Genomic DNA, 18,139 nt, shown 5'->3' with positions numbered 1-18,139 from the left:
TTTTAAAATGTTTTTATTTCCATTTTTCTTTTATTCCATTTTTCTAATTCAACAGCACAAAAAACGATACTTGAAACGGCAATGGTGAGAACAAGTTCAAATACTGTTAAAGGTTGTGTTTTGAAAACTGTATTGAAAAACGGTATGTAAATGATTAGCATTTGCAAAATGACAGTCAATAGTAATGCACCTAGCATTGGCTTATTGGATAGTATACCAATTTTAAAAACAGATTCCCGTTCCGAACGGATAGCCATAACATGTCCCATTTGGCTAAAACATAGCACTGTAAAAGCCATTGTTTGCCAATGACTGTTGTTATAATGTATCGACCAGGCTTGCATTCCTAACGTGACAGCTCCCATTAAGAAACCAACCCATAAAATGTGTAGCGCCATACCTCCAGCAAAGATATTTTCTTTTGGACTTCTTGGCGGTCGGCTCATGATATTGGATTCCGATTGTTCCGACACAAGTGCTAATCCCGGCAATCCATCGGTTACTAAATTTATCCATAGAATATGTATAGCCAATAATGGTATAGGTAAACCTAAAAAGGGAGCTAAAAATATAGCCCATATTTCTCCTGAATTGGAGGTCATAGTATATTTTATGAATTTCAGAATGTTATCAAATATTCTACGTCCGTGTTTAACGGCCTTTACAATGGTGGCGAAATTATCATCCAATAAAATCATGTGAGAAGCTTCTTTGGAAACTTCGGTACCGTTGACACCCATTGCGATTCCGATGTCGGCATTTTTTAGTGCAGGTGCATCATTCACACCGTCTCCAGTCATAGCGACAAATTGATTTTTATCCTGTAAAGCCTTTATGATTTTGAGTTTTTGCTCGGGATTTACACGTGCATAAACGCGCACTTTTTCTACAATGTTTTCAAATTGAGATTGCGTTAGTGCTGAAAGTTCTGCACCGCTTAAAACCAAATCTTCTTCGGAAGTTATAATCCCTAATTGTTTAGCAATAGCTTTTGCAGTAATTTGATAGTCTCCAGTAATCATTACCGGGATAATTCCCGCTTGTTTGCACTCTGTAACTGCCTGTTTGGCTTCTTCTCTTGGAGGATCAATCATCCCTGCAAACCCAATTAAGGTTAATGACGATTCAATAGTTTCGGTGTTCATTTTTTTTGGCATTGAAGGCAATAGTTTTATTGCATATCCCAACACTCGAAATCCTTTTTCGGACATTTCATTTACTTTGAGTTCAATTTCAGGAATGAGTGTCTTTTGTTTTATATCCAGTTTATCTAATAATTCATCTACTGCTCCTTTGGTAATGACAAGAATTCCATGCTCAGTTTGATGTAATGTTGTCATGCATTTTCGTGTGGAATCAAAAGGTAATTCGGCTACTCTTGGCAGTATTTTTTCTACTGTATTTTTCTTGATTTTTTTGTCAAAGGCATATTGAACTAAGGCTATTTCTGTCGAATCGCCTAACCATTTTTGATCTTTATCTATCGAAATGTCGTTGTTCAAGGCCATTGCAGTAAGCAAAGAGTTCTCTTGGAAGAATGTGAAATCAGCATTTGTGTTATGAATTTCATAAGTTTCCTGAACTGTCATTTTGTTCATTGTCAATGTGCCTGTTTTGTCTGAACAGATGTAGGTTACAGAACCTAATGTTTCCACTGCGGGGAGTTTACGAATCAGAGCATTGTTTTTTACCAATTGTTTGGCTCCAAATGCTAATGCAATCGTAACAAGAGCAGGTAATGCCTCCGGAATAGCTGCAACAGCAAGCGAAATTGACGTTAGCAGCATTGCTAAAACAGCTTCTCCACGCAATAAACCTATTGTGAAAATAAGAGCACAGATAAGAAGTATTACGATTGATAATCTTTTTCCAAAAGCAATCAGCCTTTTTTGCAAAGGGGTTGCAGTTTCGTCCAATTGAATCATTTTGGCGATATGCCCCAATTCGGTATTCATACCAGTTGCAACTACATAAGCTAATGCTCGCCCATTCGTAATGTTTGTTCCTTTGAATCCCATGTTGGTACGGTCTCCTAAACCGTAAATGCCTTCAGGAAGTGTTTTTGTTATTTTTTCAATATTATGAGACTCTCCAGTAAGTGTCGATTCGTCTACTTTGATTTGGTGGGCTTCCAAAAAACGAACATCAGCAGGAATAATGTTTCCAGCTTCGAGCAATACTACATCCCCAAGAACTAAATCGTAAGCATCTATATCTATTGTTTTACCGTCACGGAATACACGAGCAGTACTTGCTACCATATTTTTTAAGGCCTCCATGGCTTTTTCTGCTCGATATTCTTGGATAAATCCAACTGCAGCATTGATAATGATGATGGCTAGAATAATTATAGTATCGACCAAATCTCCTAAAACACCCGAAATTACCGCAGCAGCAATTAGAACGAGAATCATGAAGTCTGTAAATTGTTGCAAAAACATCACCAAAGGCGTTTTCTTTTTTTGTTCTGCGACCTGATTTTTTCCATTTTCCAAAAGAAGTTCAGTAGCTGTAACGCTATCTAAGCCTTTAGGTGATGTACTCAATAGTTGCTCGATTTCTGAAGTATGTAGTAAGTGCCAGTTCATAACGGATTACTTAATTTTTTCTAATTTTCTTCTCTGTATTTGTCCATAAATCTATTGTAGGGTATATAAGTCAAGATTATCAATGTCGTTCTTACAAAATGATAGGAAAACCAGTTTGCAGTTATTGTAAAGAGATTGCTCTTTTGTTTTATGGCCTCATATGTAATCCTTTCACATTGAGAAATCACGTTGTTTAAATCAGATGAAAGTGTTTTTGCAAATGCTGTTGACTCAATTGCAACATTGGTCTCGATGCTTCCATAGGAACTTAAATGGTTCAAATTGAAAGAGCCAATAGTTGCCCATTTATTATCTACCAATGCTACTTTGCCATGTAAAACAGATTTGTTCCATTCGTATAGCTCAATATTATTTTGAAGAAGGGAAGAATACAAATGGCAGGTTGCGCGTTTCATCAGCGGAACATCGGAAATTCCAGAAAGGATGAGTTTTGTTTTAACACCTTTATTGGCAGCATTTTTTAAAACTTTTGTAAATCTTCGACCTGGCAGAAAATAACACCCTACGATTACAATTTCTTTTTGCGCTTTTTGAATGGATTTTACATAGGCCATTGCAATTTCATTGTTTCTTTTGAGCCAATCATTTAGCAGTATGCTAACAGTTGTTTCCTTGTCTGAGTATGCAGCAGGCGGTAATTTTATTTTTTGCGTTCTTTTATGTTTAAAATAGATATTTTGACACAATTGATTGATTTGCATTGCAGTTTCGTTGCTTTCTATCTGAATGGCATAATCAAGCCAGGGATTCTCTGCCGATGTTCCTCTATAATTGTTTGAAATGTTGATACCACCAATAAGAACCACAGTTGTATCGGCCATAATAATTTTATGATGCAGTCTTCGACCGATATTAAAATTGTTTCTGGATAATAAAGGAGAAAAGAAACGAATGTTAATTCCCAATTGTGTAAGTTCTTTTAGGATAAGATTAGGGAACGAGTAGGAGCCATATCCATCAAGAAGCATATAGATTTTTACGTTTCTAATTGCAGCTTCTTTTAAGGCATTGATGATTTCTACACCAGTAGCATCATTTTCAAAAATGTACATTTGCAAATGAATCTCTGTTTTTGCATTCAAAATAATGCTTTTGGCACGCAAAAAATAATCTTCTCCGCTGCGTACAAGAGTTACCTTTTCTTGACTGCTATTATTTTCTTGAAAAATTGGTGTTCGTGTTTCTTGTCCTAACATTAGTGTTGAAAATTAGCATTAAAATTATTTACCTTTAATTCTGTTTACTAATGTGGTAAACCATTCGTATGTTGGCTCGTTATATTTTATTCTGTTCAAAGCTCTTTTATTTTCTGCATTTTTGTTGAGGTTGAACTTAAATGCAAATGGGGCATCAGCAGTATTCCATCCACTAACTTGACCAAATCGGATGTCGTTAAAATATAGAATAGAATCTTCTTTTGAAATGAAATAGTTTCCTTTTGAAAGTTGCTTTAAATTTTTTATACTCTCATTATTTTCAAATGGCTGTAATAATGAATCATTTTTTTGAACTCTGAAATAGTTTATTTTTTTTTCTTTGTCAAAGATGGAATAGTAACCAATCCATGATCCCTCTTCATCATTTGAAAATCCCATCCACAAAAAAGTATTAAGTGGTGTAGGAGTTACTGTAAAATCATTGCTTACTAATTTTTGTTCGTTAAAAGAGTTTTTCATAACCCGTAAAACATAGTTGTGGGTTATGAATGTAAAAATCAAATAACTGGAGCTAATGCATAAACCAATTGTATTCCATTTTGATATTGCGTTTGAATTTCTGTTTCCAATAAAAGGAAGTAATACACCAATAAAAAGCGGCAATGTATAAAAAGGATCAGCTACAAAAATGGTATTGAAAGACAGTCTGTAATTATTAAAAGGTTCAAATATCCCCAAACCATAACAAGTAAGGGAATCCAATAAAAGATGTGAGAGCATTGTGAGGAGAAATAATATTGTCCAATTCTTCCAATTTACGCGGTTATCCTTTATCCAAAATTTGGTAAGCCATCCCAATAGTATTGAAATTAATAGTAAAAAGAAAATAGAATGTGTGATGCCACGATGAAACAACAACTGCTTTGAATCACTTAAAAATAATATTCCAAGAACATCAATATCAGGAATGTTACTTGTTAAAGCACCGTAAAACATAGCTTTTCGACCAATTCTCTTTCCCAGAATTGCTTCGCCAATTGCAGCTCCCAAAAGCGTATGTGTTACTGTGTCCATATTCTATTGGTTGTTATTTATATGGTTTCTTTAGCTTTATTTTTTTTCATAATAAATTTACTGCTTTTATCTGCTGTCTTGATTGTTTTTTGTTCAATATGTAATAAAGAATTTTATAGACTCTTTTCAGGATGAAAATGTATATTATTTGATTTAAAATATCGATTAGAGTTCAATTGATTTTTAAAATTGAGGGATTTTATACGATTGTTATTTTACACTATAGGAATTCGAGAAGCATTTGCTGAAAGCCATTGGTCAAAATTTTGTAGTTCAGGATTCAATTCTTTGGAGAAAGCTTCATTTCTAGCTTCATTAAAGTCCTCATTGAAATCTCTTTTAAATTGAAACATATTGCCTAAATCATCGGCGCCTGGAAATCCAAAATTTCGGTATGCTTCTGGGGTTACGGGATTAAAAAGCACTTTTTTGTCCAGCGCTTTTGATAGTTTTTCTGCCATTTCATCTCCACTTAATTTTTCGCCTGCAATACCAACCGTTTTTCCAATCAACTCTTTTCCTTTTTTGAAAATTCCATAAGCACATCTACCAATATCTTCAGCAGCTATGGCTGGCAATTTTTTATCATCCATTGGGAATGCGATATAGTAATTACCGTCTTCTCCTTTTTGGGGTCCCATACCAAAATAAATAAAATTGTCCCAATAAAAAGAGGTTCTTAAAAAAGTTGTTGGTAGTTCGGCTTCTCTAAAATAGTGATCAGCTTCTCCTTTTCCGTCAAAGTGTGGTACTTTGTATTTGCCGTGAAGCGTTGGCATTCGGTCATCATCCAGCCTCATCCAGTTTCTCGTATCTTCTAAAGTTGACCAAATGATGTGCTGCAAATGAGATTCTCTGGCGGCTTCAATAAAATTGTTCACTTCTTGCAATTCTTTGTCTACAGAGAAGTGTTCCCAGAAAAAAGTAACAAAATAAGCTCCATAAGCACCTGCAATAGCTTTTTTAATGCTTTGTATGTCATCAATATTAGCTTCGACTATTTCGGCACCTAATTTAGAAAAAGCTTTGGATTTTTCTGAATTTGCATCTCTTGTTACGACTCTTACTGCAAACTCACTAGTTGCATCTGCCAAAATAGCTCTGGCAAGTCCTCCTCCTTGTGAGCCTGTTGCACCAAATACTGTTATTATTTTTTTATTTTCCATTTTTATTATCTTTTATATTATCAATATAAAATTAATAAAAATGGATTAATTATCTGGTTTTTAGTTTGTTGTATTTATTTATCGAATGTATTAATCACTATGTTTTATTATGTGGTAAGTAGTTGTATTGCAATTTATGGTTTTCAATTTTCTACCCACCAATCATAACATTAAATGCTCCTAGTACAATTGATCCACCGTGAGCAGTTTGATCTCCCATTCTTGCTGCTGGCATTCCGCCAATCATTACGGATGATGAACCTTTTACAATCGAATCAGGTGGTCCAACACAAACTAGCATGTCACCAACTCTGGCTGCAGGTAATCCTGCTATTAGTACTGTTGGCTCACCCGGACCAATTATTGGCCCGCCAACATGTGGAATAGGTGGTAATCCTGGGGTTACCATTGGGCATTCGTGAAAATCTGTAAGTCTTGCTGCAGCTGGCATATCGTTTAATTTATCATTACCATTGCGCCTTTCAGCGTTAATTCCATTCCTCCAGATACTTGTGCTATTTGTCCGCCTTGGGCGGAATATTGCATATCTGCCGATTCTTTTATATTCAATCCTTTAGTTTCAATATCGCCACCATTGGATTCAATAGTAATTCCTTGAGATCCTTTGATGGTAACTTTCTCCTGAGCCGAAATGGTTATGTTTTTCGAACTCGACATATCAATACCGTTACTGGACATTACAATGCTATTTTGATTTTCATCCTTAATGGTGATTTGCTTGTCTTTGTCACTAATGATGATTGTATTCTTATTAGGTGTGGCAACTGTCCAAATTTTATTTTCATCATCAAACTCTACCGAAATTCCAGATTTGGAAACAATCGCTTTTTTCGAGTTTTTTTCGTTAGGTTCTACTCCTGCAAAAGGTTTAATTTTAGAGCTACTATACATACTTCCTAATATTACTGGAAAACGGGGGTCTTCATTTAAAAATCCAAGTATGACTTCATCACCCACTTCGGGCAAAAAAAAGACTCCTGCGCCACTAGTTGAATAGAAATTTGATAGTCTTGCCCAAATGCCCGATCCGTTAGTGTCAAATAATGGAATATCTACCAGAATTCTGTATTGTGAATCGGGGTCACCAAATATTTGTTTGACTGTTCCGTTCAAAAGACCCCTAGCTCCTGGTAAAAGGCCAGATGCTGGTGGAGCCATTACATCGGGTTCTTCTGTAAACCAAATTGGAGAAAGACCAAGACTCACTTCGGAAATCCAGTTACCATCTGATAAATTATGAACAACTCCAGAGATGAGGTAGTCCCCATTAAAACGATCTCCAAGCCCTTGAAAAGTCATATACTTCCCAGGATCAATCAGATTTGTTCCTTTAAATTTGGCTTCACCCATTATTTTAGAATATTCACTTTTTATAATTTGGGCTTTGGACCAATCATTTAAATCGGCGGTTTCTAATGGTGCCGATGTTTGCAATTGAAAGGAAGGTAGATCAATGACTTCAGAAAGTTTTTTAGTGGATAGATTGCCTGATCCTGCTATATTTGGCGTTGCTTCACTATTAATTACTTCTTGATTTTTATAATCCCATGAATTGGAAGTAACGTTTCCAAGTTGAGTAGTGGAATTTAATTTGGCATTAAATTCCAAAAGATTATCGCCGTAAGTTACCGTAAGTACTGATGATGTATCTTTATCTGGTGCATTCACAGAAATTTTCCCGTTTATTGTAGTAACGATTAAACCATTTGCTTCGGCAAGAGCCAAAATATAATCCCAGTCGGTTACATAATGTTGAACCTGTTCTGGCCATACTTTTGTAGTAGTCGTCACATCAGATTCTAATGCTGAATAGTTTCCTATAATAGACGAAATAATATCACTGTTTTTTTTATTGGCATAAGTGACGCTTTTTCTTCCCATAATCATTTTAACAGCAGCATCTCGACATTCAACTTCTAGTGCAGACCCGATCAAACTATCAATTCGAAGTGATTGACTTGTAATTATCCCTTTAAAAATTAATTCATTTTTGGAATCATATCCGGCTTCAATGCTAATTGTGGCCCCAGGTAGAAAAGTACTTGATGAGCTGGCTTCAAATTGTCCTGTATTGGGCTCTCCATCTAAGATCATAATTTTTGCAGTAGGGATTCGGTTTACTTTTTTTTCAACATGAACTGAAAATACATTCAAGGTTTCGGGTATTGCATTTCCATTAATTTTGATTGAAAAAGTGGGAATTCCACCACTTGATATTTCGCTTGTAGTACTCATTAGTTTAGGTAAAATAGTTAAAATTATTTGCAATCGGAGAAATATCAAAATAGGTATATGCTAGTTCCATTGATTCTATAATGATACCACTTTCTTGAGAGGTCAAGTCTGAAACAACATATTTTACTGGATAAGCATTATGAAAAGTCCATATAATAAGTATTTGACCGTTTGCATCGAGTAAACTTAATGTCACATTATGTGGTTGAATTGTACTGGATAATCTTTGATCAATACTATCGACACACCAATTCACTAATAAGGAACCAACAGGCGTAATGCCTCTCTTAAGTATTAAGTTTTGGCTGCTGGAAACAGTTGGGAGACGGTACTTAAAACGATTTTCCCCACCACTAGAAACTTCTTCAATGCTTAATTCTTTTGAAATGCCCGAAACTTCTTGGAAAGCAATATCTTGGTTTTGAAAAGTAAGTTTAAAATAAAATCCTATTGGAATATCATTGCCCATTTGAAATAATTAATTGTTCGTGAGCAATTTCTATGGTATCAACGGCTACCTCATTTCCATCTGATTTTAGATCGGTGCTGGTAATTTTTGTTGGCCAAGCATTATTCAATGTCCATTGCATGGTTATTGATCCTTTTTCGTCCAACAATTTTATTACAACCGTTCTCCTTTTGATTGTATTCATTACCACTTGCTGATGCCAATTCCAAAAGGTATTGTCATTCACAAAGATGCCTCGCTTCATGGTAATATTTCCGTATTTGGTGATGCCCGGCATTTTTTCTTCCGAGAAAAGAGGGCTGTTACTTTTACGATATTCTAGTATTTGGTTTTCTACATCCATTCCGGATACTTCCTGGAAAGCTACTTTTGTTAATTCTGTACCAAAGTCTACTTCAAATCTAAATTTTGGCATGGGCCAAGTTTCGCCTTCTATGCTACCGTCATCTGTTGTCATAAATTATTTATTTTTAAATTAAAAATTTCCTTAATTAACTTGAGGTTGCCATTTGTTGTTGGAATGTAATTACAATGAATTCGTCGGGATGAACAACGGCTACTTTTACGGTAATATTCATAAATCCGTTCAGTATATCATCACCAGTCATTGTTGAGCCTAAACCGCAAGCTACTGAAAAAGCATCAGATGCACTGGCACCCATTAGACCGCCTTGTTGCCAAATTGAAGTTAAAAAACTTCCAATCATTGATTTTACGGCTTCCCAGGTGTTTTTGTCATTGGGTTGAAAAACATAAGCCTGAGCTGCCAATTTGCATGACTGCTCAATGAAAATCATAGTTCTTCTTACTGGAATATATTTCCAGTCTTGGCTATTTCCATCCAGAGTTCTGGATCCCCAAATTAAAATACCAAGTCCATTGAATAATCGAATGGCATTTATGGATTTACCGGAAACGGCATCTATATTTAAGTTGGCTTGTTGGCTCTCTGAAATGTAAATAGGTAATGAAGTAGCTCCGATGATAGAAGTGTTTGCAGGTGCTTGCCAAGGACCAACCTGATTGTCGACAGTAGTAATTACTCCAGCCATTGCACCACTTGGAGGGAGAATATTGGCGATATTCAATACGTGCTTTATGATTTGCGAATAAATTAGACTCGCATTCAATAGTGCATTATTATTTTGGGTTACCGTCAAACTACTCTTTGGATTTTGAATATTTGCAATAATTGTTGCAACAGTGGGGTTAGGAGCAATGGCAGGATTAATAATCGGTTCTAATTGTTTTAGATCTCCACCAAATAAGTTGGTATAATCAATGTCTTGATTTTGCATTATAGTGGTTCCTATGAAAGGGTAGTAAGCCATTCCATAATTTAATCCAAGCGAACCAGTATTCATTCTGAAACTTTCAATGTCTTGTGTGTATAAAATTGGATCGGGATCATTTCCTCCAATGATATCGAACAAGCACATTGCGGTTTGCATATTTGTGGATTGAAGGAGCATACTTTGCATAAGAGTACCATTATCTTCAATACTTAATAAGGTTGCTTCCGGACAGATGTACATTGTTGGTTCTGGTTCATTTAGCAATAAAGAAAGACCCGACAATAAGTCATTTAGTTGCACATTTGGGTTTACAATTGGAGTGCCTGGAATCATTGGCTTTTTAGAAGGAAATCCATAAGTTCCAACTGACACAATGTAGGCATCACCGCCACCATTTTCATAAAAAAGCTTTACGCTATTGTACAAATAATAGATGGTATTGGGATCTGGAACAATAGAATAGTAGGAACCACCAATCATCATAGAATCCCCCTTTGATGGTTGGTTGTTTTGTTTTACTAAGTAATATTGAGGGCTGTATTGTTTAGTTGGACTTGCAGGAAGCGTAGGGTCGGGTAAACAAAAAAAAGCTTGGAATTCTGAAAACGATGTGATTCGTACGGGTACATTTGTATATGATTTTCCTTCGTAAGAGGCTTGTGGAGTGTATCCTATAAATGCTGGTACAGCTGTTGCAACAGCCACAACCGAATTTGGAAAAGCATTTAATTCCTCAATATAGACACCTGGTGTTCGAATGTTTGACGACTTCATTGATTTTGATTTTATATTTTACAGTAAATTATAAACTTTAATGGTATAAGAACTTCTAAAAAAAAAAAGCAATTTTAAAATACATATTTAAAATTGCTATGAGTAAAAGTAATCCTTTTTTTACTGTAAGAACATAACGAATAAAATCTTTGAATCAACCCATTATTTTTTTGAAAATAAATTTTGCACCACCCAAGCTGGTCCAATCATCAAAAATTGGATGTCTTTCAGGAATGATGGTTTTTTACCTTCAATGTTATGACCATAAAATTGTCCAATCCAAGCCACAACAAAAACGCCTATTGAGAAAGCCCAAAGAGGAACGAATTGGCCGATGTAAAAATTAACTATTAAGCATATTGCTGAAAAAATAGCTATTTTGATAGCCATTGGAACTGATAATCGAATGTAAAAAACTAATACAAAAAGCAAAACCACTACTGCCCAATTTTCTATAATAGGTTGGTTGAGGTGTAGTAAATTATTCAAAAAAGCACTCGGAATGCTCATTAATAAACCCACAATTGAAAAGAAGATAGCAGGGACACAAATGTAATGTATAGCCTTGTTTTTTGGGTTTTGATGACTTACTGCATATTCTTCAAACCATTGGTCTAATGTCTTCATAATTGATATTTTTTTACTAATTTATAAAATAATAATCAATAGAAATAAAAGTGTTAAAGTATTTTTTCTAAGACTATAAATTCCAAATGCTGGTCTGTTATAATAGCATCTGAATCATTGAGCACGAAAGGTTCCATTATTCCTGTATCGACATATCCATGACGGTTATACCACTCGATTAATTTTTCTCTAATGGTAATAACGGTCATTACAATTTTGGATAAACCTAAATTTAATGCATGAACTTCGGCTTCTTGCAATAGTTTTTTTCCAAGACCTCTATTTTGCAATTCAGGTGAAATGGCAAGCATTCCCAGATAGAGTTTGTTCCCTTTATTAGCAAGTAAAACGGAGCCAATAATTTGGTTATTTTCTGTATATTTTAAAATCGTATTATCTTTATTTTTAATTATTTCTTCTAATTCATCTAAAGTAATTCTTTTGCCTTCTAAAAGGTCAGCTTCGGTGGCCCATCCTTTTTTTGAAGTTTCACCACGGTAGGCGGAGTTAATCAATTTTTCTAAAGCTGAAATGTCTTCTAATGTTGCAATTGTAATCATTAAGGGGATTTTTAATTTTGTTTTTTAAACTTTTCAAAGATAAAAAAATTACAACAAAATAGCCTTTGGTTGTAGTTTTTGTATGATCGTATCCGTTTCTAATCTTTAGCCTTTTAAGTAAAAAGTAATTATTAAAGGTGAATTTTAAATCTCTATTTTGGCTCCCATAATTTTCAAAAATTCTCTGATGAAACTTGGATGAGCGGGCCAGGCAGGTGAGGTAACCAGATTTCCGTCTACATAGGCTCCATCTACAGGAATGGATTGAAAAATTCCACCGGCCAATGTTACTTCGGGACCTACTGCTGGATAAGCAGTTAATTTTCTCCCTTTGACAACATCGGCGGCAGTTAAAATCTGGATGCCGTGACAAATGGCGGCCACTGGTTTATTGGTTGAGAAAAAATGCTTAGTTATTTCAATCACTTTTTCGTTCAATCGTAAATATTCTGGAGCTCTTCCTCCCGCAATAACAAGTCCATCATAATCTCCAACTTTTACGTCATCAAAACTGTAATTCAAAGCGAAATTGTGTCCTGGTTTTTCGGAATAGGTTTGATCTCCTTCAAAGTCATGGATTGCAGTTTTTATTGTATCTCCCTTTTTTTTGTTAGGGCAAACGGTATGCACTGTATAACCCACCATTTCTAGCATTTGGAAGGGAACCATCGTTTCATAATCTTCGGTGAAATCACCTGTCAAGAACAATACTTTTTTCATTTTTATATCATTTTAAAAATTAATACAAACTTTTGTTAAACAAGAAATAGAATAGGTTATACAGTTTTTGTATAAGTAGAATCTGATTTTTTTGTTTTTATAAAGTTAAGAAAAAAATGTATTTAGTTATCTGACTTTTAGTTATTTAAATTAAATAAAGGCAAGGTGTTTTTTGCGAATGATCTTTGATTTTAAAAAAGAATAAATAATATCCAGATGCTCTTGTTTTGCGTGAGTGATGGCAGTGGAGCTCTTTTTTTGATCCCTTTTTTAAGGGATTAAAAAAAAGCGGGAACGTACAGCACGACCCTTTGTCTCGTCTTTTGGGACGAGACAAAGGGACACGCCCAAATAAATTTTTACTGACCAGGAGGAGTTGTGGGTGGAGTGGTTTCTGAAGGAGTTGAAGCAGGAGTCTCACTTGTTGGTGAAGGGGAAACAATATAATTTGGAACCGCTTGTGGAGTTGCAGGTTTAGCAGCAGTTACGGGAGAATCTAATGGTGCTCCTACAGAAATGTCACAACGATGTCCAGGCTGGCCGTGTGGGGGATTCATTCCTTTTGGCGTTTTGGCAGTTGTCATAGTTGTTGTCGTCACAGTTTGACCCGAATTTGAAACGACTTGTGGAGTTGTTGAATTAGTGGCAACAGGAGAATTCAAAGGAGCTCCCACAGGGATGTCACAACGGTGACCTGGCTGACCATGAGAAGGATTCATTCCTTTGGCAACTTTTGCAGGAGCCGCCACTGCTTGAGTTTGAGTTTGAGTTTGCGTTTGAGTTGCGGTATTTTTACTTACGCCATTTTGCTGATAAAGTAAACCAGGTTGAGGAGCGGTAACCGTTTGATTTGCTTGTGTATTGGCAACTTGAGTAAAAGGAACAACAACTTTAGGCTTTTGTGTTTCAGTTTCATTTTTACAGGAAATCAATACAAATGCTATAATGAATAGGGGAGTTAACAGATTTTTCATGATTTGATTTATTGGTTGATTACAAATTTAGGATTTTAAATAATACGGTTCTGAATTGGAGTTTTCTTTTTGAATCAGAATTTAGAATGGAATAAAAAAACTGCAACAAAATTGTCTTTTGTTGCAGTTTTTTATTGAGTAGAAACATGGAAAAAGGTACTCTAATCTTCTTCGATTTCAAATTCAGCGTCTTTTTCCCAAATTTCCATTTCGCAGGGTTTACAGTTGAATTTTAGTTTGTATTCCAATTCTCCCTGTTTCAATACCAAAGGTTCTTTCAGTTTGGTTTCCATCGTGTCTTTATGGTATTTTGGGCATTTGGCCAACTCATATTTAATGCAATATTTGGTTGTCATTACTCGGGATTTTCCCGGATCCCATTGCAATTCAAATGCTTTCTCAATTTCGGTTACACCATGACGTTCATAAAATTTTCTAGCCAGTTTGTTCGAAACATTATACATGAAATCCAATTTGGTTTCTGGATAAGGGTGATCTGTTTTTTCGATTTTACGTTCTTCTCGTTTGTAGTTTTTCAAACGGGTTTCGGATAGTTGCTCGTAAACAGTTCTTCGCATTTCATTGATTTTAGAAATAGGCAAAAACCAATTATCTGTAAATTGAACTGTTATTTCATCGGCTGTATAAGGTGTAAATCCTGTTTTGGCCAATTGCGCTTTGATGTTTTCCTCGATGGACTGATTGTTTTTGGTTTGTTCTTTTGGATGAACCAAATAAACAGTACTCATATTTCCATCCTCATCAGTGGCAAGCAACTCAAAACCAGTTTCATTTTCGAATAATAATAAAGAAGTGCTTATTTTTCGAACCGCACTGTCTTCACGTTCCACGATTTTGATAAAAGCGGCATCATTGTTTCGGTATATGAAAGTTCCATCTTTGATTTCTTTCAATACATTTGGATAAGCCAAACCATTTTCCGCTTTATTGACATAAATTCCTTCGGCCTCATTATTTTCATTAATGAAACACAAACCGTCACCATTGTTTAATAGTTCACCGTTCTCAATTTCGTAGGCATTTCCAACGGTTCTGATTAATTTTCCAATATATTGTCCTTTTGATTTAGGGCTTTCCCAAGAACCGATAGTATCGTGGCGTTCATTAACAAAATAATCGGTATAACCACGGTTGAAAGTACGGTTCAATGCCGAATCAAAAGTATAGGTGCATTTTCCGGAAGATGCTTTGATGTATTTATCATTATCAGCCAAGAAAGCATCAAGCTTTTGTCTAAGGTAAGAAACATTGTTTTTTACGTAGACGATGTCCTTTAAACGCCCTTCAATTTTGAAGGAACAAACACCGGCTTCCACTAAATTTGGAATTTCGTTCGAAACATCAAAATCTTTGATCGAAAGTAAGTGAGTACTTTTTATTAGTGTTTCTCCATGACCATCTATCAGATTGTAAGGCAAACGGCAGTTTTGGGCACAAGAACCGCGATTAGCAGAACGTTCTCCATTGGCAACACTCATATAACAATTTCCGCTGAAAGAAACGCAAAGTGCACCAGTTACAAAGAATTCCAATTCCACATCGGTTGCATTACTTATTTCTTTTATTTGGTGTAAATTCAATTCGCGGGCTAATACGACGCGTTTGATTCCGGCATCGGCCAAGAATTTCATCTTGTCGGCATCTCTATTGTTGGCTTGTGTACTGGCGTGCAAAATGATAGGAGGCAAGTCCATTTCCATAATTGCCATATCCTGAATGATAAGTGCATCGACACCAATGTCATACAATTTCCAAATCATCTGACGGCAGGTTTCCAATTCATTGTCGTACAGAATGGTATTCATAACCACAAAAACAGGAACATTATATAAATGAGCATATTGTACTAAGGCAGCAACATCTTCAATGGAGTTGGTGGCATTAGAACGGGCTCCAAATTGAGGAGCTCCAACATATAAGGCATCGGCACCACTGTTAACAGCTGCTATACCGTGAATTAAATCTTTAGCAGGGGCTAAAATTTCTATTTTCTTTTTCATCAGTTGATGATCAATTTATAATTTCTAAAAAGCGGTTTGCTTGTGTATTTGCAAAAGTCTGCAAAGTTCTTATAAATATTCCGAGATTTCTAACCCAAACTGATTTTTTTTGAATTGAAATAGAAAAAGTAGGATTTGTAATAAATGAATAGAAGTGACATAAGAAAACTAATTGATGTTCTGTCTTTTTTATTCAATAATTTTTAGTTTTCTAAAGGCTTCTTTGGTTGAGTTTAATCGAATCGCAGGGAACTCATCCATTGTAGCATTTTTCATTTCAACATTGGTGGCAAAAAAGTAAACCGAATTGTTTGTTTCCAAATAGCCAACAAACCAGCCATTATCAATATCATTTCTCATGCCCCAACCAGTCTTTCCACTTAAAGTATAACTTTCGGTTTTTTCTATTATCATAATGTCTTTCATGATATTTTCAGTTCGTTTATAAATTGGTAATTTGGAATCATATAAACGTACCAGAAAGTCAATTTGTTGTATCTGAGAAATCTTTGATTTTCCTTGTAGCCAAAAATTATCAATGGTTAGTGTATCGAAATCCATTCCTGGATAATTCAGTTTCTTTAGATAGGCTTTCATTCTTTTGACTCCCACTTTTCTCGCAATTTCTTGGTAACAGGGAACACAAGAAACTTGGAATGCTTTTTTGAAAGTCAAATCCTTTTCCCATTTTTTGAAGTTTCTTTTTTCACCGTTCCATTTAAAAATAACTGAATCGTTTTGGATCACTCCTGTTTCTAAGGCTATTATTGAATTTGGAATCTTAAAAGTCGATGCAGGAATGATTCCTGTTTTTGCCCAAGCAAAATCATTAGAATAATAGGTATTATTTTTTGTATCGTAAATTAAAATGGCTCCTTTTACTTTTAAGCTGTCCAAAATTTTTCCAAATTCAGGTTTAACAACTTCGGGAGTAATTTTGTTTTTTATTTGAGCTTGTATATTTCCGTTTGCTAATACAATTAGACTTAAAAGGATTATTGTTTTTCTCATTTTAATTTTGTGTTATCTCCATTCTTTTTATTATCAGTCGTAATTTTTAATCTCCTGTCTTACTATTTTTAAAATTTGTGTATGATAAAAAAATGTATTTTTCAAGTCGTTTGAGTCATAAGCAATGTTTTCTAAAACGATTACACTTGTTTTGGTTTCTGGAAAATAAAAATTCATTGAAGTAAATCCTGGCGCAAAGCCTGTTTGTCCAAATTGCAAAATCTCATCTTTCGTATCCACAGTTATTCCATAGCCGTAGTGAGTTATACCAGAAAGAGGATGCTGTCTTATTGCTCCTTCTTGTTTTGTAGTCATCATTTTAAAAGTGGATGCTTTCAAAAGTTTTCCGTCTTGTAAATTCTGATTCCATAAAATTAAATCAGAAGCAGTTGAAACAAAGGAACCCGCTGCAGGAGCATTTCTAAAGCTATTTTCTTCAAATTCTATTTTTCCGTTTTCTTGTTCAGAATATCCTTTGACCAAATTTTTATATTTTTTAATATCTGGGTGAAAAGTATTTTTCATTCCACATTTTTGGAACAGTTCTTCCGATTGTTCAGCAAAAGATTTTGACGAAGTTCGTTCCGTAATTTTTGCCAATAAATCATACCCAGTGTTTGAATACGAATAATTAAACTGTGTTCCAACTTTGAAGGCAGTTGGTTTGTTGAGTGCTACAATGCCGTGCATATGGGTTAATAAATGATGAACGGTAACTGTATCGGCCGATTTTTGAGTTAGTTCGGGTAAGTATTTATGAATGGGTTCATTCAATTTTAGATGTCCTTTTTCATATTCTTGTAACACTAAAACTGCAGTAATTTGTTTGCTTATTGAACCAATAACAAATTGGCTGTTGAGTTGTAAAGGTGTTTTCTTTTCTAAATCAGAATAACCAACAATTTTAGAATAAGTTGTCTTTCCATTTTTTGAAATTAGAATGATTCCGTTGAAAGGTTTTGTCGTTTTACTCAAAATTAAAGAATCAATTTGGACAGTTAAATCATTTTTATTTTGGCCAAAAGAATGGAAACTGTAAAATAGAATAATTATTAAAAAGGTCAGTTTGATCGTTTTCTTCATTGTTGATTTGGCTTGTTTGATATTTGTTATTAGAAATGGCATTATGATTGATATCATGTGCCGATGCAGTAATAGATAAGTTATAGTTAAATTCTATTTATTTTCTTAGGCTTGTAATTCAGGATGAAAGGTAATACTTTGTTTTTAAACTGTCAACTTTGATTATCGATGCTAATTACAAAAGTTAAAACAGCAAATCTTTACTATCGCTGTGTTATCTGCAAAGTTGTTTTTATGCAAAAAATCAATTCCGAGAGCTAATTTAAAAATCACATTTCCTCAAAAAAATGCAATAAGTTCTATATAAAGTCTGTTATCTAAATAGAGTCTGATTGTATTTGTT

At 34.8% G+C, this 18,139-nt stretch carries 16 protein-coding genes; all 16 read right to left on the bottom strand.

Going from position 1 to position 18,139, the window contains the following annotated elements:
- Positions 1-2 precede the first annotated feature (2 nt).
- The 16 genes from B0E44_RS00920 to B0E44_RS00845 all read right to left on the bottom strand — a co-directional run bounded on the left by B0E44_RS00920 (position 3) and on the right by B0E44_RS00845 (position 17,796).
- Positions 3-2,588: a cation-translocating P-type ATPase gene (locus B0E44_RS00920; RefSeq protein WP_077370325.1), complete on the bottom strand. Its 2,586-nt coding sequence runs from the start codon at positions 2,586-2,588 to the stop codon at positions 3-5.
- Between the two features lie 20 nt (positions 2,589-2,608).
- Positions 2,609-3,805 carry a phosphatidylserine/phosphatidylglycerophosphate/cardiolipin synthase family protein gene (locus tag B0E44_RS00915; RefSeq protein ID WP_077370324.1) on the bottom strand — a complete coding sequence of 399 codons (1,197 nt, stop codon included), beginning with the start codon at positions 3,803-3,805 and terminating at the stop codon, positions 2,609-2,611.
- A gap of 24 nt (positions 3,806-3,829) precedes the next feature.
- Positions 3,830-4,840, bottom strand: a complete 1,011-nt coding sequence (locus B0E44_RS00910) for a metal-dependent hydrolase (protein ID WP_077370323.1) — start codon at positions 4,838-4,840, stop codon at positions 3,830-3,832.
- A 215-nt stretch (positions 4,841-5,055) separates the two neighbouring features.
- The gene (locus B0E44_RS00905) at positions 5,056-6,006 is read right to left on the bottom strand and encodes an NmrA/HSCARG family protein (RefSeq protein ID WP_077370322.1); all 951 of its coding nucleotides are present in this window, start codon (positions 6,004-6,006) and stop codon (positions 5,056-5,058) included.
- A gap of 151 nt (positions 6,007-6,157) precedes the next feature.
- Complete coding sequence (locus tag B0E44_RS00900) at positions 6,158-6,457, bottom strand: PAAR domain-containing protein (RefSeq protein ID WP_077370321.1); 300 nt, start codon at positions 6,455-6,457, stop codon at positions 6,158-6,160.
- 5 nt (positions 6,458-6,462) lie between these two features.
- Positions 6,463-8,262 carry a type VI secretion system tip protein VgrG gene (gene vgrG, locus B0E44_RS00895; RefSeq protein WP_077370343.1) on the bottom strand — a complete coding sequence of 600 codons (1,800 nt, stop codon included), beginning with the start codon at positions 8,260-8,262 and terminating at the stop codon, positions 6,463-6,465.
- Positions 8,263-8,266: 4 nt separating this feature from the next.
- Entirely contained in the window at positions 8,267-8,731 is a 465-nt protein-coding gene (locus B0E44_RS00890) for a phage tail protein (protein WP_077370320.1), read from the bottom strand.
- Positions 8,721-9,188 (bottom strand): phage tail protein, encoded by a 468-nt coding sequence (locus B0E44_RS00885; RefSeq protein WP_077370319.1) that lies wholly within the window; start codon positions 9,186-9,188, stop codon positions 8,721-8,723. The genes B0E44_RS00890 and B0E44_RS00885 overlap by 11 nt, the downstream gene beginning before the upstream one ends.
- A 34-nt stretch (positions 9,189-9,222) precedes the next feature.
- Positions 9,223-10,800 carry a phage tail sheath C-terminal domain-containing protein gene (locus tag B0E44_RS00880; protein ID WP_077370318.1) on the bottom strand — a complete coding sequence of 526 codons (1,578 nt, stop codon included), beginning with the start codon at positions 10,798-10,800 and terminating at the stop codon, positions 9,223-9,225.
- Between the two features lie 162 nt (positions 10,801-10,962).
- Positions 10,963-11,427, bottom strand: a complete 465-nt coding sequence (locus tag B0E44_RS00875; RefSeq protein WP_077370317.1) for a DUF962 domain-containing protein — start codon at positions 11,425-11,427, stop codon at positions 10,963-10,965.
- 53 nt (positions 11,428-11,480) lie between these two features.
- On the bottom strand, positions 11,481-11,987 hold the full coding sequence (locus B0E44_RS00870; protein WP_077370316.1) for a GNAT family N-acetyltransferase: 507 nt from the start codon (positions 11,985-11,987) through the stop codon (positions 11,481-11,483).
- A 144-nt stretch (positions 11,988-12,131) separates the two neighbouring features.
- A complete protein-coding gene (locus tag B0E44_RS00865; protein ID WP_077370315.1) occupies positions 12,132-12,707 on the bottom strand; it encodes a DJ-1/PfpI family protein in 576 nt (191 codons plus the stop codon).
- Between the two features lie 359 nt (positions 12,708-13,066).
- A complete protein-coding gene (locus tag B0E44_RS18915; protein ID WP_174565118.1) occupies positions 13,067-13,681 on the bottom strand; it encodes a hypothetical protein in 615 nt (204 codons plus the stop codon).
- Between the two features lie 161 nt (positions 13,682-13,842).
- Positions 13,843-15,702 carry a U32 family peptidase gene (locus tag B0E44_RS00855; protein WP_077370314.1) on the bottom strand — a complete coding sequence of 620 codons (1,860 nt, stop codon included), beginning with the start codon at positions 15,700-15,702 and terminating at the stop codon, positions 13,843-13,845.
- A gap of 189 nt (positions 15,703-15,891) precedes the next feature.
- Positions 15,892-16,713 carry a class D beta-lactamase gene (blaOXA, locus tag B0E44_RS00850; protein ID WP_077370313.1) on the bottom strand — a complete coding sequence of 274 codons (822 nt, stop codon included), beginning with the start codon at positions 16,711-16,713 and terminating at the stop codon, positions 15,892-15,894.
- Positions 16,714-16,746: 33 nt separating this feature from the next.
- Complete coding sequence (locus B0E44_RS00845; RefSeq protein WP_077370342.1) at positions 16,747-17,796, bottom strand: serine hydrolase; 1,050 nt, start codon at positions 17,794-17,796, stop codon at positions 16,747-16,749.
- Between the last annotated feature and the right edge of the window lie 343 nt (positions 17,797-18,139).

The sequence above is a fragment of the Flavobacterium sp. A45 genome (assembly GCF_002001005.1).
In the GTDB taxonomy this organism is placed as follows: domain Bacteria; phylum Bacteroidota; class Bacteroidia; order Flavobacteriales; family Flavobacteriaceae; genus Flavobacterium.
The sequence above is the reverse complement of the archived record's forward strand: the minus strand, read 5'-3'. Positions and strand labels throughout refer to the sequence as shown.

Coding starts and splice junctions, on each gene's coding strand:
- B0E44_RS00880 (WP_077370318.1), bottom strand. CDS start 10,800: ATGAAGTCGTCAAACATTCGAACACCAGGTGTCTATATTGAGGAATTA.
- B0E44_RS00920 (WP_077370325.1), bottom strand. CDS start 2,588: ATGAACTGGCACTTACTACATACTTCAGAAATCGAGCAACTATTGAGT.
- B0E44_RS18915 (WP_174565118.1), bottom strand. CDS start 13,681: ATGAAAAATCTGTTAACTCCCCTATTCATTATAGCATTTGTATTGATT.
- blaOXA (WP_077370313.1), bottom strand. CDS start 16,713: ATGAGAAAAACAATAATCCTTTTAAGTCTAATTGTATTAGCAAACGGA.
- B0E44_RS00845 (WP_077370342.1), bottom strand. CDS start 17,796: ATGAAGAAAACGATCAAACTGACCTTTTTAATAATTATTCTATTTTAC.
- B0E44_RS00870 (WP_077370316.1), bottom strand. CDS start 11,987: ATGATTACAATTGCAACATTAGAAGACATTTCAGCTTTAGAAAAATTG.
- B0E44_RS00855 (WP_077370314.1), bottom strand. CDS start 15,702: ATGAAAAAGAAAATAGAAATTTTAGCCCCTGCTAAAGATTTAATTCAC.
- B0E44_RS00900 (WP_077370321.1), bottom strand. CDS start 6,457: ATGCCAGCTGCAGCAAGACTTACAGATTTTCACGAATGCCCAATGGTA.
- vgrG (WP_077370343.1), bottom strand. CDS start 8,262: ATGAGTACTACAAGCGAAATATCAAGTGGTGGAATTCCCACTTTTTCA.
- B0E44_RS00915 (WP_077370324.1), bottom strand. CDS start 3,805: ATGTTAGGACAAGAAACACGAACACCAATTTTTCAAGAAAATAATAGC.
- B0E44_RS00875 (WP_077370317.1), bottom strand. CDS start 11,427: ATGAAGACATTAGACCAATGGTTTGAAGAATATGCAGTAAGTCATCAA.
- B0E44_RS00890 (WP_077370320.1), bottom strand. CDS start 8,731: ATGGGCAATGATATTCCAATAGGATTTTATTTTAAACTTACTTTTCAA.
- B0E44_RS00865 (WP_077370315.1), bottom strand. CDS start 12,707: ATGAAAAAAGTATTGTTCTTGACAGGTGATTTCACCGAAGATTATGAA.
- B0E44_RS00885 (WP_077370319.1), bottom strand. CDS start 9,188: ATGACAACAGATGACGGTAGCATAGAAGGCGAAACTTGGCCCATGCCA.
- B0E44_RS00910 (WP_077370323.1), bottom strand. CDS start 4,840: ATGGACACAGTAACACATACGCTTTTGGGAGCTGCAATTGGCGAAGCA.
- B0E44_RS00905 (WP_077370322.1), bottom strand. CDS start 6,006: ATGGAAAATAAAAAAATAATAACAGTATTTGGTGCAACAGGCTCACAA.